The organism is Plantactinospora solaniradicis, from assembly GCF_042658085.1.
GTDB lineage: Bacteria > Actinomycetota > Actinomycetes > Mycobacteriales > Micromonosporaceae > Plantactinospora > Plantactinospora solaniradicis.
The window spans coordinates 326768-340333 of sequence record NZ_JBHSPR010000060.1; the positions used below are offsets into that span (position 1 = coordinate 326768).

Below are 13566 nucleotides of genomic sequence, written 5' to 3' on the forward strand. Positions count from 1 at the left end.
GGGGCGAGGCGTTCGGGACCGGCACGGGTCAGCGGCACGGCGGGACAGACGAGGGAGAGGCGATCGCGATGAGTACCGACGTACCGCGGAAGGACGTGCCGGGCCCCGCGCCCGCCGCCTCGATCGCGGTCTCCGACGCCGACGAGGCGTGGATCTCCGCTCCCCGCCGGGACCGGCAGCTCGCCCGGCTCACCCAGCTCGGCCGGGCGCTGCGGGCGCCGTCGGTGGGTATCCCGGCCGCGGTCTTCGTCGTCGTGGTGCTGGCCTGCTTCGCCGGTCCGGCCCTGCTGTCGCTGCCGTCCCCGGTCACCGGCGACCTGGCGAACGCGATGGCCCCGATGGGGTCGCCCGGTCACCCCCTCGGCACCAACGAACTCGGCAACGACGTGCTGTCCCGGTTGCTGCACGGCGGCCGGGTGTCGATCGTCGTCGGACTCGGTGCCACCGCGATCAGCCTGCTCGCGGGCGCCCTGCTGGGGGTGACGGCCGGATTCTTCGGCGGCTTCTACGAGACGTTCGTGATGCGGCTCTTCGACACGCTGCTGGCCTTCCCGGGCCTGATCCTGGCGCTGGTGATCGCCGACTACCTCGGGCCCAGCCTCACCAACACCACGCTGGCAATCAGCCTCTTCGGGGTCTCCCGGTTCGGTCGGCTGGCGTGGTCGCAGACCCTGACCGTCCGGCACCGGGACTTCGTCACCGCGCCGCGCAGCGACGGCGCCGCCGCGTACCGGGTGATCTTCGGGCACATCCTGCCGAACGTGCTGCCGCCGTTGCTGGGCTTCGCGCTCTTCACCATCGGCACCGCGATGATGATCGAGGCCGGATTGAGTTACCTCGGACTCGGCGTACCGGAGCCCGAGCCGACCTGGGGCAATCTGATCGCCTCCGGCGACGCGTACCTCAGCAGCGATCCCCGACTGGTCGTCCTGCCCAGCATGGCGCTGTTCATCACCGTCCTGTCCCTGAACCTGGTCGCGGACGGACTCCGCGGTCGGCTGACCGAGGAGCGCTGATGACCCGTTCCGGACCCGCCCAGGCCGCCCGGCCCGCGGCATCCACCGATCCCGGGGCCACCCCGGTGGTGGAGGTCGAGGACCTCACCGTACGGGTGCGGCGGGGCTCGGCCATGTTGACCCTGGTGGAGGGGCTGTCCTACCGGCTGGCACCCGCGCGGGCGATGGCGATCGTCGGCGAGTCCGGCGCCGGTAAGTCGATCGGCATCCGGGCGGTACTCGGGCTGCTGGATCCGCGCCGCTTCGAGGTCACCGGCACCGTACGGTTCGACGGGGTCGACGTGGCGCAGTTGCCGAAGGCGAAGCGGCGCGGCTTCGTCACCGGTGTCGCGTCGCTGGTGTTCCAGGATCCGACCCGGTCGCTGAATCCGACCATGCGGGTCGGCCCGCAGATCGCCGAGGCGATGCTCGCCGGATCGGGTCGGCCGGACGAGGCTGCCGGCGAGGCACCGCTGAGCCGGGCGGAGGCGCGTCGGCGCAGCGTCGAGCTGATCCGCGACGTCGGGATCGCCGCGCCGGACGAGCGGTACTTCGCCTATCCACACGAACTCTCCGGCGGGATGCGGCAGCGGATCGTGATCGCGATAGCGCTGGCCTGCCGCCCGAAGGTGATCTTCTGTGACGAGCCCACGTCGTCGCTGGACGTGACCACCCAGGCGGCCATCATGGACCTGCTGGACGGGCTGCGCGAGGCCCACTCGATCAGCAACATCGTGGTCACCCACGATCTGGCGCTCGCCGCCTCCCGGGCCGAACAGGTGCTGGTGATGTACGGCGGACAGGTGGTCGAGGCACTGCCGGCCCGAGGACTCGCCCGGACCTCCCGGATGCCGTACACCCAGGCGCTGATCCGGGCGGTGCCGGACGTCGGTGTGCCCGGCCGGCCACCCCTGCCGATCGAGGGGTCGCCACCCGACCCGCGCGACCCGCCGCCCGGATGCGCCTTCGCGGCCCGGTGCGAGCACGCCCAGGACGACTGCGGGCAGGACCGCCCGGCACTGGTCGAGGTGACCGACCGGCATCTCGTCCGCTGCTGGCACCCCCGGTCGGCGCCCCAGCAACCGGAGGTGACGCCATGACGATCGAGTCCGGACCGGATCCGGTCCCCGCGCCGGTGGTGCTGGACTGCGTCGACGTGGTCCAGGAGTTCAGGGTCAAGGGGCGGCGGCCGTTCCAGCGGTCGACGGTGTCCGCGGTCGCCGGGGTCAGCTTCACGATCGCCCGGGGCGAGACCTTCGCCCTGGTCGGCGAGACCGGATCCGGCAAGTCCACGCTGGCCCGTACGGTCATCGGGGCGCCGGGGCCGGTCAGCGGGCGGGTGACGGTGAGCGGCCGTACCGTGGGCCGGCGGCGGATGCGCGGCGGTGGCCGACGGGGCACCGGTGGCGGCGTGCAGATGGTGTTCCAGGATCCGTTCTCCGCACTCGATCCACGGTGGACGGTGGAGCGGAGCGTGGCGGAGCCGCTGATCACCGCCGGGGTGCGGTCGGGCGTGGACCGGCGCCGACGGGTAGCCGAGATCCTGCACCTGGTCGGCCTGAGCGCCAGCCGGTTCGGTGGCCGGCGGCCCCGGGAACTCTCCGGTGGTCAGGCCCAGCGGGTGGCCATCGCCCGCGCCCTGGTGTCCCGACCGGACCTGGTCATCCTCGACGAGCCGGTGACCGCGCTCGACGTCTCGATCCAGGCCCAGGTGCTCAAGCTTCTCTTCGACCTGAAGAACCGGCTGTCGCTGACCTGCCTGCTGATCGCCCACGACCTCGCGGTGGTGCGTACCCTCGCGGACCGGACCGGGATCATGTACCTCGGGCGGCTCTGCGAAACGGCCCCGACGGACGAGCTGTTCGCCAACCCGGCCCACCCGTACACCGCGGCGCTGCTCTCGGCGATTCCGCCGGACCTGCACACCGAGACGGTCCGGGAACGGATCCCAGTGGTCGGCGAACAGCCCTCCCCGCTGCGTCCGCCGTCCGGCTGCCGGTTCCGTACCCGCTGCGTCTACGCCCAGCAGACCTGCGCCGACCAGGTGCCGGAGCTGCGGGAGATCGCGCCCGGACACCGGGTCGCCTGCCACTTTCCGCTCGGCGGCACCCGGGCCGTCGACGTGCCCGTCTCCGCCCGTCTCCATCCGTCCGTTCCCACCTCCCGAACCGATGCCGCTGACCGAACCGATGCCGCTGACCGAACCGTTGCCGTGGAACAAGGGTGATCCGTTGTGGAAGCCATCAAGATCTATTTCGACCCCCGGTGCCCGTGGTGCTACCTCACCACCAAGTGGGCCTGGCGACTGGCGGAACTCGGCGAGGTCGAACTCGACTGGGGACTCTTCTGCCTGGAGATCCTCAACCTGCCGGAGGACGCCGACCCGCTGGAACTGAACGCGATCTCCGGGCCGGCGCTCCGCTGCGCGGTGGCGATCCGGCGTAAGGCGGGTTCCAAGGCCATCGGACCGTTCTACCGGGCGTTGGCCCGACGTACCTGGGAGTCCCGGCCACCCGCCCCGGACCTGGTGGTGGCGGTCCGGGAGTCGGTCGTCGAGGCCGGCTTCGACGAGGCACTCTTCGACGACGCGATGGCCGATCCGGAGACCTGGGCCGAGGTCGTCGCCGACCACCAGGGGCTGATCGGCCGGGCCCGGAGCATCGGCGTACCCACCATCGCGCTCGACGGCGGCGACGGGCCGATGATCTTCGGGCCGGTGCTCAACCGGATGCCCAGCGACGACGAGGCGGTCGAACTCTGGCGGCACGTCTCCTGGCTGGTTCGGTACGACAGCTTCTCCGAACTCAAGCGGGGCCGGCTCGGCGCCCCGACGCTGCCGGCGATCTTCTACGACGACGGTGCCCGTACACCGTGGTGGCCCTGGGGTCAACGGCCGTGGGCCGCCCCCGAGCCCGAGCCCGAGCCGGCGACGGCGGCTCCAGATCAACCAGTAGCGGCTTCGACGGACGAGAACGGAGTGCAGAGATGAGACGGCGAAACGTACTCCTCCGGCTGGCCCTGGTCGCGAGCGTCGGTCTCGCCCTGACCGCCTGCGGTGGGTCCGGTGGGAACGGCGCCGCCGGCAACGGTGGTGCGGACGGCAAGATCACGATCGGCGGCTACAACAACAAGACCCTCGACCCGGGCGGCACCGGGTACATCAGCAAGGCGGTGCCGATCTCGCTGGACATCTACGGCTCGCTCTTCGACCCGCCGAAGGAAAAGGGCGGCGACTTCGTCCCGGACCTGGCCACCGGCTACAAGTACAGCGACGACCTCAAGACGCTCACGATCGACCTGCGGCAGGGCGTGACCTTCTCCGACGGCACGCCGTTCAACGCCGAGGCGGTGGTCTACAACTTCGAGCGCTACAAGAGCGCGGAGTCGCCCAACGCCCAGTACTTCAAGCAGATGGCGTCGGTCACGGCCAGCGGCGAGCACCAGGTCACGATGACGTTCAGCGAGCCGACGGCGACCATGGTCGCCTTCCTGACGTACACCCCGGCGACGCTGATCGCCTCGCCGACCGCGCACAAGAAGGTCGGCCAGCAGCAGTTCGGGCTGAAGCCGGTCGGCGCCGGGCCGTTCGAGATCGTCAGCCACAAGCCGGGCGAGGAGTTGATCCTCAAGCCGTTCGAGAAGTACTGGGACCGGAGCAACGTCCACCTGGCCGAGATCAAGTACATCAACACCAGCCCCGAGGCGCAGGTCTCCTACCAGCACGTCGCCTCCGGCTCGATCGACAGCGTGCAGGTCAGCGGCGTCTCCACCCCGCCGAACGTGCTGGACGACGCCAAGGCCAACCAGGAGATCGCCACCATCGCCGGTGAGAACACCCTCTACGCCTTCCTGCCGATCAACACGTACAAGCCGCCGTTCAACCGGCCCGAGGCGCGGCAGGCGATCAACTACTGCACCGACCGGGAGTCGATCGCCAAGAACGTGCAGCGCGGCTGGGTCACCCCGGCGTACGTACTGGCCGGCGCGGACAGCCTGTACTACCCCGACGGCGGGGTGGACGGGGCGAAGGCGCAGTTCCCGTACCCGTTCGATCCGGTGAAGGGCAAGGCGCTGGTCGACCAGCTCGGCGGGCTGGAGTTCACCCTGCTCAACATCGGTGGCCACTCGCAGGTGATCTCGAACGCGCTGGCCCAGCAGTGGCAGCAGTGCGGGATCAAGGCGCAGGTCAAGGCGGTGCAGGGGCCGCAGCTCAGCGAGGCGTACTCGGACGGCACCTACCAGATGGCGTACGCCTTCAGCGGCGGCATCAACGACCCGCAGTTCTACACCTCGTTCCAGTCCCCGTCCACGCCCCAGGGCAAGCACGGGTTCGCCCGGGAGCACCCGGAGGTGCCGGAGCTGATCCAGTCGGCCAACCAGACCCTCGACCCGGCGGCCCGGCAGACCACCTGGCGCAAGGTGTGGTCGACGATGAACGACCTCGCGGTCGACATCCCGATCATCAGCGGGCCGAACTACACCTTCCAGTCCAAGTGCCTGGCCGACGTCGACTTCGCGGCCGTCGGTGCCCAGTTCAAGAGTGCCCGACTGACCTGTTAGGAGCTTGCGGAATGGACCTGCTCGGAGAGCTGGACAAGGCTCTGGACACCTTCGAGAAGCGGCTGGTGGCGATCGGCCCGGACCAGTGGACCGGGGTCACCCCGTGCACGGAGTGGGACGTGTCGGCGCTGGTCCGGCACGTCATCGAGGGGAACGCGCACTGCGGCCAGTTGCTGCGGGGCGAGGAGGTGGACCGGACCCCGGTCACCGGGGACCTGACCGCCGCCTGGCGGGCCAGCGTCCCGGTGATCCGGTCCGCGTTCCGGGAGCCCGGGGCGATGACCACCGAGGTACGGCTGCCGAAGCGGTCGGTGAGCGGCGAGCAGTTTCTGATCATGCGGATCAGTGGGCTGGTCGTACACAGCTGGGACCTGGCGCGGGCGATCGGGGTCGACGAGGCGATGGACGACGGGTTGGTCCGGGTCGCGTACGGGTTCTTCGCGCCGGCCGCGGCCGAGGGGAGCCTGCCGGCCGACCGGTTCGGGGCGCCGCTGCCGGAGGCCGTACCCGATGCCGACCTGCAGACCCGGTTGCTGCTCGCCTGCGGACGCAACCCGTGACACCACCGCCCCGGATATGTTAGGAATTCTCGTGGACGACACTCCGGTAGGTCTCGTTTCTGCTCTCCAAAACTCGGCCCGGAGTCATCGGCGCCGATGTCCGGGTGGGACCCCGGAATGCGCGGTGATCGATGTCTGACACGCTGACCCGGTCAGCCGGTCAGCCGGCCCGGACGCCGTCCCGTCCGGGCCGGCTGCTCGGCCTGCTGAACCGGTCGCCGGCGGTACGGGTCGCCGGAAAACGGGTGCTCCAGTCGATCCCGGTGGTCTGGGGCGCCACCTTCATCACGTTCTGTCTGATGAACCTGCTGCCGGGCAACGCCGCCGTCGCGCTGCTCGGCGACGACGCCACCCCGGAACAGGTCGCGGCCCTCTCCGCACGGCTCAACCTGGACGAACCCTTCCTGCTCCGGTACCTCCAGTGGCTCGGCAACGCGCTCACCGGCGACCTCGGCAACTCGTTGCAGAACAACGAGGCGGTGACCACGATCCTGGGTCGGGCCCTGCCGGTCTCGCTGGAACTGGTCGTCCTGGCGTTCGCGCTGGCACTGCTCGTCGCGGTGCCGACCGCGGTCGTCGCGGCGAAGCGGCCCGGTGGGTTCGCCGACCGGGTCGGGATGCAGGTCAGCATGTTCGGGCTCTCGGTGCCGAACTTCGTCTTCGCCCTCGTCCTGGTCCTCGTCTTCGCGGTCGGCCTGCGGGTCCTGCCAGCGGTCGGCTACGTGCCGGTCGCGCAGGGCCTCGGGCAGAACCTTCGGGCGATGATCCTGCCGTCCACCGCGATCGCGTTCGCGCTTTTCTGCGAGTACACCCGGGTGCTGCGGGCCGACATCGTCGACCAGATGGCCCGGGAGGACTACATCACCACCGCCCGGGCCAAGGGCGTGGGAAGTTGGCAGGTGCTGATCCGGCACGCCCTGCGCAACTCGGTGTTCAGCCTGCTGACCATCGTCGGGCTCCAGTTCGGCGCCCTGATCGGGAGCACGGTGATCATCGAGCAGATGTTCGGCCTGCCCGGCATGGGCCAGGGCCTGCTCCAGGCGATCAACAGCCGGGACATCCCGGTCGTCCAGGCGTACGTGGTGGTGATGGCGTGCTTCGTCGTCGGCGCCAACCTCGTCACCGACCTGCTCTACGCCGTCCTCGATCCAAGGATTCGCCATGGCCGTCCAACCGCCTGACCTCGCCGGGAACCGGATCGCCGCCGATCCGGGCGGCGCGGACCCGACCGGCGCCGGACCCACCGCCACCGCCCCGACCGGCCGGGGCCGGAGCCGGAGTCGCGGCCGGCGGGAACGCACCGGCAGGGACATCTGGGTTCCCGGGGTGATCCTCGGGTTGATCGTGCTGGCCTGCTTCCTGTGGCCGCTGGTCTACCGCGACCTGCCGTCCCCCACCACCGGCTCGCTGCTGCACGCGAACCTGCCCCCGTTCTCGCCGGGGCACCTGCTCGGCACCGACCCGCTCGGCAACGACATCGTCTCCCGACTGCTCTACGGCGGCCGGGTGTCCCTGGAGGTGGGGCTGACCTCCAACCTGATCGGGCTGGTCCTCGGCGGCTCGCTCGGGATGTTCGCGGCGTTCAAGGGCGGGTGGCTGGAGACCCTCACCATGCGCCTGCTGGACATGCTGATCGCGTTCCCGTCCCTGGTGCTGGTGCTGGTGGTCTCGACGTACCTGACGCCGAGCAAGCTCAACGTGATCTGGGCGATCTCGTTCTTCTCCATCCCCACCTTCGCCAGGTTGGCCCGGGCGGCCACCCTGCGACTGCGCGAGCAGGTGTACGTCGTCGCGGCGCGGCTGGCCGGCCAGCGGGACGGCACGATCCTGGTCCGGCACATCGCCCCGAACGTGCTGCCGCAACTGCTGACCTACAGCCTGCTCTGGGTCGCCGCCGCGATCACCATCGAGGCGTCGCTCAGCTTCCTCGGCTTCGGCGTACCGGCCTCCGAGCCGAGCTGGGGAATGATGATCTCGCGTGGTCAGGCGTACATCTCCAGCAATCCCGAGCTGGTGCTGATTCCGAGCGCCTGTCTCTTCCTCACCATCGTCTGCCTCAACACCCTGGGCGACGCCCTGCGAGCCCGGACCGGTGCGCCATGACCCTCCAGACCCAGCCGGGCACCGCGACCAGGGCCGCCGACCCGGACACGCCACTGCTGGCCATCGAGGACCTGTCGGTGACCTTCCGGACCCGTGACCAGACCGTGTACGCGGTCCGCGGCGTCGACCTCACCGTGACCGCCGGCCAGACGCTGGCGGTGATCGGGGAGTCCGGCTCCGGCAAGACCGTCACCTCCCGGGCCGTGCTGGGCCTGCTGCCCCGGACCGCCACCGTCCGTGGCTCGATCCGGCTCGGCGACCGGCAGATGGTCGGGCTCGGCGAGAAGGAACTGCGGCAGTGTCTCGGCCGGGAGGTCGGGATGATCTTCCAGGACCCGGCCCGGTCGCTGAACCCGACGATGCGGATCGGCAACCAGCTCACCGAGGCGATCCGGGTGCACCTGCCACTCGGCCGGCGTCAGGCCCGGGAACGCGCGGTCGAACTGCTGGCGATGGTCCGGCTGCCGGCACCCGCGCGACGGTTCCACGAGTACCCGCACCAGCTCTCCGGCGGGATGCGGCAACGGGTCATGATCGCGATCGCGCTCGCCTGCCAGCCGCGACTGCTGATCGCCGACGAGGCGACCACCGCGCTGGACGTCACCACCCAGGCGCAGATCATGGACCTGCTGCTCGACCTCCAGCAGCGCTTCGACATGGGACTGGTCCTGATCAGCCACGACATGGGGCTGGCCGCCTCGTACGCCGACCAGATCGCCGTGATGTACGCCGGCAGGGTGGTCGAGCGCGCCCCGACCCGGCAGATGATCTCGCACGTCCGGATGCCGTACACCCGGGCACTGCTGGACGCGACGCCACGGTTGGAACGCCCGCCGCACGCCCCGCTGCCGGTGATCTCCGGTCGACCGCCGGACCTGACGGTGCTGCACGACGGCTGCGCCTTCGCGCCGCGCTGCTTCCGGGTGCAGGAGCGCTGCCGAGCGGAGCGACCCGACCTGGACGAGCAGGAGCCGGGGCACGAGTGGGCCTGCTTCTTCCCATGTGAGGACGAGAGATGACGGCCGGAAACGGGACCAGCAAGCCGATCCTGGAGGTCCGCAACCTCGTCCAGGAGTTCGTCGTACGGGCCCACGGCGGGGTGCGGGGCGGCGTGGTGCACGCCGTCTCCGACGTCTCGTTCGAGGTGCGGTCGGGGGAGACCCTGGGCGTCGTCGGGGAGACCGGCTCCGGCAAGTCGACGATGGTCCGTTCGGTGCTCCAGGCGCCACCGCCGAAGTCGGGCGAGGTGTGGTTCCAGGGAGTCGACCTGACGACCGCCCGGAAACGCCGGGACCTGGTCGCCGCGCGCCGCCAGATGCAGGCTGTCTTCCAGGACCCGTACGGCTCCCTCGATCCGAAGTGGACGGTTTCCTCGATCGTCGAGGAGCCGTTGGCGGCGTACCGGGTCGGTGACCGGACGCAGCGCCGGACCCGGGCGCGGGAGGTGCTCGACCTGGTCGGGCTCGACCCGGGCGTCTTCGGCACCCGCAAGCCGGGCCAGCTCTCCGGCGGCCAGTGCCAGCGGGTGGCGATCGCCCGGGCGCTGACCCTCTCGCCGGCGCTGATCGTCTGCGACGAGGCCGTCTCCTCGCTGGACGTGCTGAGCCAGGCCCAGGTGCTCAACCTCTTCGAACGGCTCCGCGCCGAACTGGGACTGTCGTACCTCTTCATCGCGCACGATCTGGCGCTGGTGAAGCAGGTCAGCGACCGGGTCGCGGTGATGTACCTGGGCGCGCTGTGCGAGGTCGGTCCGGCCGAGGAGATGTACCGGAACCCGCTGCACCCGTACACGAAAGCGCTGCTCGACTCGATTCCGAGCCCGGACCCGGAGATGCCCCGGCCCCGGGTCCCCGCCGAACTCGCCGCCGAGCCGCCGTCGCCACTCGACCCGCCGAGCGGCTGCCGGTTCCGTACCCGATGCCCCCGGGCGGCCGAGATCTGCGCCGCCGAGGCGCCCCCGATCCGGACCGTGCGTCCGGACCACGCCGTGGCCTGCCACTTCCCGCTCTCCCCGGCGTCCCCGGTCTCCCCGCTCGCCCCGGCGGACGACTCCGACGACACGGTCGACTAGAGAACGAGGTCCCGAAGATGGAAAAGATCACCTTCCTGTTTGATCCGCGCAGCCCGTGGTGCTACCAGACCTCCCGCTGGGCACGCCGGCTGGAGGCGCTCGGCGCCATCGAACTCGACTGGGGCCTGCTCTCCCTTGAGGTCGTCAACCTGCACGCCGACGAGGACCCGGCGGCGCTCGACGCCGAGTACGGCGCCGCGCTGCGTACCGCGATCCTGCTCCGCGACCGGTACGACCGGGCCGAGATGGGCCGCTTCTACAGCGTCCTCGGCGCCCTGATGTGGGAGGTGGAACCGCCACCCGCCGCCCCCGCCGGCGGACCGGTCCCCGCCCCGACCAGCGCCGAGAGCTCCCGAGCCGCGCTGGCCGCGATCGGCCGCGACCCCGCCCTGGTCGACGCGGCGATCGGCGACCCGGCGACCTGGACCGCCGTCCTCGACGAACATCGCGGCTGGCAGGACCGGGTACGCGCGTTCGGCGTTCCCACCCTGGTCTTCGGCGGCGGCGCGGGCCCGGCCGTCTTCGGCCCGGTCATCCGGGAACTCCCGGACGACGAGACCTGCCTCGAACTCTGGACCCACTTCTCCGGACTGGTCGGCTACGACTACCTCTTCGAGGTCAAGCGCCGCAAGGAACTGACCCTGCGCGCCGACCTACCCGCCGCCGTCTGGCGCGCCGACCTGCGCATCCAGGCAATGCGCGCCGCCCGCGCCGCCCAGGCCCCCGGCGCCCCCCACGAAAACGCCAGCCTGGAGTGGGCGATGTCCGCCCTCCGGGCGTAAGGAAGGGCCCCTTCTTATCGCTTTTTGCATAGGAAGGGCCCCTTATTAACGCGCGTCATCTCCGGCGAGCAGAGTCAGCACCGCGGGGAGACGGTTCAGTGCCTGGTTCAGGGTGAGTGCGTCCAGGTAGTCCCGGACGTGTGTGATCAGCCCGTCGTGGACCCGGATCACCAGCAGGTTGTTCGCGGCGAATGGCCGGCCGGTCGCCGTCAGTACGCAACCGACCCGCTGCTCGACGATGATCACCTCGGGGTCGGCGGTCTGGTGCAGTACGACGTCGCCGATCTCCTCGACCCGGGCGGGGAGCGCGGCCCAGGCGGCGCGATAGCCGGCCCGGATCTCCTCCCGACCGTGGTACGACTCCGGCATGCCGGGAAAGAGCATCGGGAACTCGTGGATCGCGTCGACCGAGTAGAGGTCGGCCAGGTCGTCGGCCGACTTGTCGAGCATGGCGCGGTGGTAGCGGGCGAGCACCTCGGACGGGCTGAGCTGCACCTTCTCAATCTGGGACGGGTCCATCTCGACTCCTTCACTCAACAACCGTTGATCTGACTCACTCAACGAGTGTAGAGCCAATTCGTGCCCCGTCAACACCGGTAGAGTCAGCGAGCGTGGCCGAGCCAGTACTGACCCGTGCCGAGCGGCGCCGGCAGACCGAGGGCCGCATCCTCGCCGCAGCCCGCACGCTGTTCGCCGAGCGGGGATTCGAGCGCACGACAATCCGGTCGGTCGCGGCTGCGGCACAGGTGGATCCGGCGCTCGTGATGCAGTACTTCGGGTCGAAGCAGGGTCTCTTCGTACGCGCGGTGCAGGCTCCGCTCGTCGGGGCGCCGATGCCGGCCGACGGTCCGGCATCGCCGGTCGAGGCGGCGCCCTCGGCCCACGGCACCGCGACCGCCGGGCGGAGCCCGACCGCCGGCGCCGGCCGGTCGGTGACCGAGATCGGGGCGGGCGGAACCGAGGAGCTGGTCGAACACCTGCTCACCACCCTGGGCATCAAGATCGGCGGGCTGCCGGAGAGTTCGCTGGCGATGCTCCGTTCGATGCTCACCCACCCCGAGGCGGCCGCGACGGTCCGGACCGCGCTCGACGACCAGGTGGCGCAGCTCGGCGCCGTCATCCCCGGCCCGGATCCGCGACTGCGGGCCGCCCTGGTCATCACCACCATGGTCGGGCTGACCGTGGGACGCCAACTGCTCGACCTCGACGCGCTCCAGGACGCCGCGCCCGAGCGGATCATGGCGGCGCTGCGGCCGGTGCTCCGGGTGCTGGTGGATCCGCCGCAGGGCGGGCACGAACCGCCCGGGTGAGCCGGCGATGGACCGGCCGGGCTGGGTTCGACAGTGGACCCGGCCGGGCTATCCCGATCCGCGGGGTGGCCGCCGGGCCGCACCCCACACTCAGTCGGGATCGCGGTTTGCCAGGTTCACGGCGGTGGCGGCGGCGATGTCGGCGATCCGGGTGTAGTCGAGGGTCTCCGGGGTGTCGCTGGGCTGATGGTAGTGGGGGTTGCGGAAGTCGGCCGTGTCGGTGATCTGGATCGCGGGTACGCCGACGTCCCAGAAGGGCTGGTGGTCGCTGCGCGCGAAGTGTTCGGTCGCCGGCACGTACCGGCGGAGCAGCGGACCGGCGAGCGGAAGGTCGAGCGCGTCCCGGGTCAGTACGGCGGTGCCGGGCCCGGCCAGGTGGGCCAGGCACTCGCCGAACAGCCGGGCCAACCGCACGGCCGACTGCCGGTACGCCACCAGCGTCCAGTCCCCGCGCCAGCCGCGCTGCCGGATCCGGCGACGCTGACCCGGATAGACGAGCCCGGCGCCGGACGGCAGTACCTGGGTGTCGGCGTGCGCGGAGTAATACCCGATGCACTCGAAAACCATCACCGCGCCCGGCCGGTCGGGACCGGTCAACTCGCCGGCCAGCGCCCGGGCCCCGTGCAGTCCGGTCTCCTCCTCGTCGAAGACGGCCAACCGGACATCCCGGGCCAGGCCGTACGCCGGCAGGAGCCGGGCGAGTTCCAGCAGGCACGCCACCCCGGAGGCGTTGTCGTCCGCGCCGGGGCTGCCGGGCACGGTGTCCAGGTGCGCACCGATCAGCACGGTGGTTTCACCCATCGACGTCCGGCCGGCGGGATCCGGCGAGCGGACGGAGTCGCCGATCGGGGGAGTGGCGAACAGGTTGGCCCCGGCGATCGCGTCGCCCGGCACGGTGAACGCCCGCCGCCTGACCCGCCAGCCGACCCGCTCCAGCTCGCCGACCACGTACGACTCGGCTCTGTGCATCTCCGGCGCGGCGTGGTGCCGGCCACGGGGCGCGTCCAACCGCTCCACGTGTCGGCGTAACCGTCCCTCGTCGACACTGCCGCGCAGCGAGGTCAGTTGCGCGGCGAGTGCCGGTGGCAGATCCCGCAGTCGTGGCTCTGCGGTCAGGAACATCCGCGTCTCCTGTCCGGACGATGTCGGGACGACACGCTGTGATCATGACTGGGCCACGCAACC

14 protein-coding genes are annotated in these 13566 nt (G+C 70.9%); 12 read left to right on the forward strand and 2 right to left on the reverse strand.

Annotation, left to right across the window (positions count from 1 at the left end; translation table 11 throughout):
- Positions 1 to 68: 68 nt before the first annotated feature.
- From ACFP2T_RS41110 to ACFP2T_RS41160, 11 genes are all read left to right on the forward strand, one after another.
- Positions 69 to 1016 carry an ABC transporter permease gene (locus tag ACFP2T_RS41110; protein WP_377432160.1) on the forward strand — a complete coding sequence of 316 codons (948 nt, stop codon included), beginning with the start codon at positions 69 to 71 and terminating at the stop codon, positions 1014 to 1016.
- A complete protein-coding gene (locus ACFP2T_RS41115; RefSeq protein WP_377432162.1) occupies positions 1016 to 2095 on the forward strand; it encodes an ABC transporter ATP-binding protein in 1080 nt (359 codons plus the stop codon). The genes ACFP2T_RS41110 and ACFP2T_RS41115 overlap by 1 nt, the downstream gene beginning before the upstream one ends.
- Positions 2092 to 3222: an oligopeptide/dipeptide ABC transporter ATP-binding protein gene (locus ACFP2T_RS41120; protein WP_377432163.1), complete on the forward strand. Its 1131-nt coding sequence runs from the start codon at positions 2092 to 2094 to the stop codon at positions 3220 to 3222. Before ACFP2T_RS41115 ends, ACFP2T_RS41120 begins: the two co-directional genes overlap by 4 nt.
- A gap of 6 nt (positions 3223 to 3228) precedes the next feature.
- Positions 3229 to 3984, forward strand: a complete 756-nt coding sequence (locus ACFP2T_RS41125) for a mycothiol-dependent nitroreductase Rv2466c family protein (RefSeq protein WP_377432165.1) — start codon at positions 3229 to 3231, stop codon at positions 3982 to 3984.
- On the forward strand, positions 3981 to 5555 hold the full coding sequence (locus ACFP2T_RS41130; RefSeq protein ID WP_377432167.1) for an ABC transporter substrate-binding protein: 1575 nt from the start codon (positions 3981 to 3983) through the stop codon (positions 5553 to 5555). Before ACFP2T_RS41125 ends, ACFP2T_RS41130 begins: the two co-directional genes overlap by 4 nt.
- A gap of 11 nt (positions 5556 to 5566) precedes the next feature.
- Positions 5567 to 6115 (forward strand): TIGR03086 family metal-binding protein, encoded by a 549-nt coding sequence (locus ACFP2T_RS41135; RefSeq protein ID WP_377432168.1) that lies wholly within the window; start codon positions 5567 to 5569, stop codon positions 6113 to 6115.
- Between the two features lie 131 nt (positions 6116 to 6246).
- Positions 6247 to 7296 (forward strand): ABC transporter permease, encoded by a 1050-nt coding sequence (locus tag ACFP2T_RS41140; protein ID WP_377432170.1) that lies wholly within the window; start codon positions 6247 to 6249, stop codon positions 7294 to 7296.
- Complete coding sequence (locus ACFP2T_RS41145; RefSeq protein ID WP_377432172.1) at positions 7277 to 8218, forward strand: ABC transporter permease; 942 nt, start codon at positions 7277 to 7279, stop codon at positions 8216 to 8218. Before ACFP2T_RS41140 ends, ACFP2T_RS41145 begins: the two co-directional genes overlap by 20 nt.
- Positions 8215 to 9237, forward strand: a complete 1023-nt coding sequence (locus tag ACFP2T_RS41150) for an ABC transporter ATP-binding protein (protein WP_377432174.1) — start codon at positions 8215 to 8217, stop codon at positions 9235 to 9237. The genes ACFP2T_RS41145 and ACFP2T_RS41150 overlap by 4 nt, the downstream gene beginning before the upstream one ends.
- Positions 9234 to 10289, forward strand: coding sequence for an ABC transporter ATP-binding protein (locus tag ACFP2T_RS41155; RefSeq protein WP_377432176.1), 1056 nt, complete (start codon positions 9234 to 9236; stop codon positions 10287 to 10289). Before ACFP2T_RS41150 ends, ACFP2T_RS41155 begins: the two co-directional genes overlap by 4 nt.
- Before the next feature lie 17 nt (positions 10290 to 10306).
- The gene (locus ACFP2T_RS41160; protein WP_377432178.1) at positions 10307 to 11071 is read left to right on the forward strand and encodes a mycothiol-dependent nitroreductase Rv2466c family protein; all 765 of its coding nucleotides are present in this window, start codon (positions 10307 to 10309) and stop codon (positions 11069 to 11071) included.
- Positions 11072 to 11116: 45 nt separating this feature from the next.
- On the opposite strand, the gene ACFP2T_RS41165 is transcribed toward ACFP2T_RS41160, so the two are convergent.
- Entirely contained in the window at positions 11117 to 11590 is a 474-nt protein-coding gene (locus tag ACFP2T_RS41165; RefSeq protein ID WP_377432180.1) for a nuclear transport factor 2 family protein, read from the reverse strand.
- 92 nt (positions 11591 to 11682) lie between these two features.
- Here ACFP2T_RS41165 and ACFP2T_RS41170 point away from each other — a divergent pair, with 92 nt between their 5' ends.
- Positions 11683 to 12381: a TetR/AcrR family transcriptional regulator gene (locus ACFP2T_RS41170; RefSeq protein ID WP_377432182.1), complete on the forward strand. Its 699-nt coding sequence runs from the start codon at positions 11683 to 11685 to the stop codon at positions 12379 to 12381.
- 90 nt (positions 12382 to 12471) lie between these two features.
- On the opposite strand, the gene ACFP2T_RS41175 is transcribed toward ACFP2T_RS41170, so the two are convergent.
- Positions 12472 to 13503, reverse strand: a complete 1032-nt coding sequence (locus tag ACFP2T_RS41175) for a M20/M25/M40 family metallo-hydrolase (protein ID WP_377432183.1) — start codon at positions 13501 to 13503, stop codon at positions 12472 to 12474.
- Between the last annotated feature and the right edge of the window lie 63 nt (positions 13504 to 13566).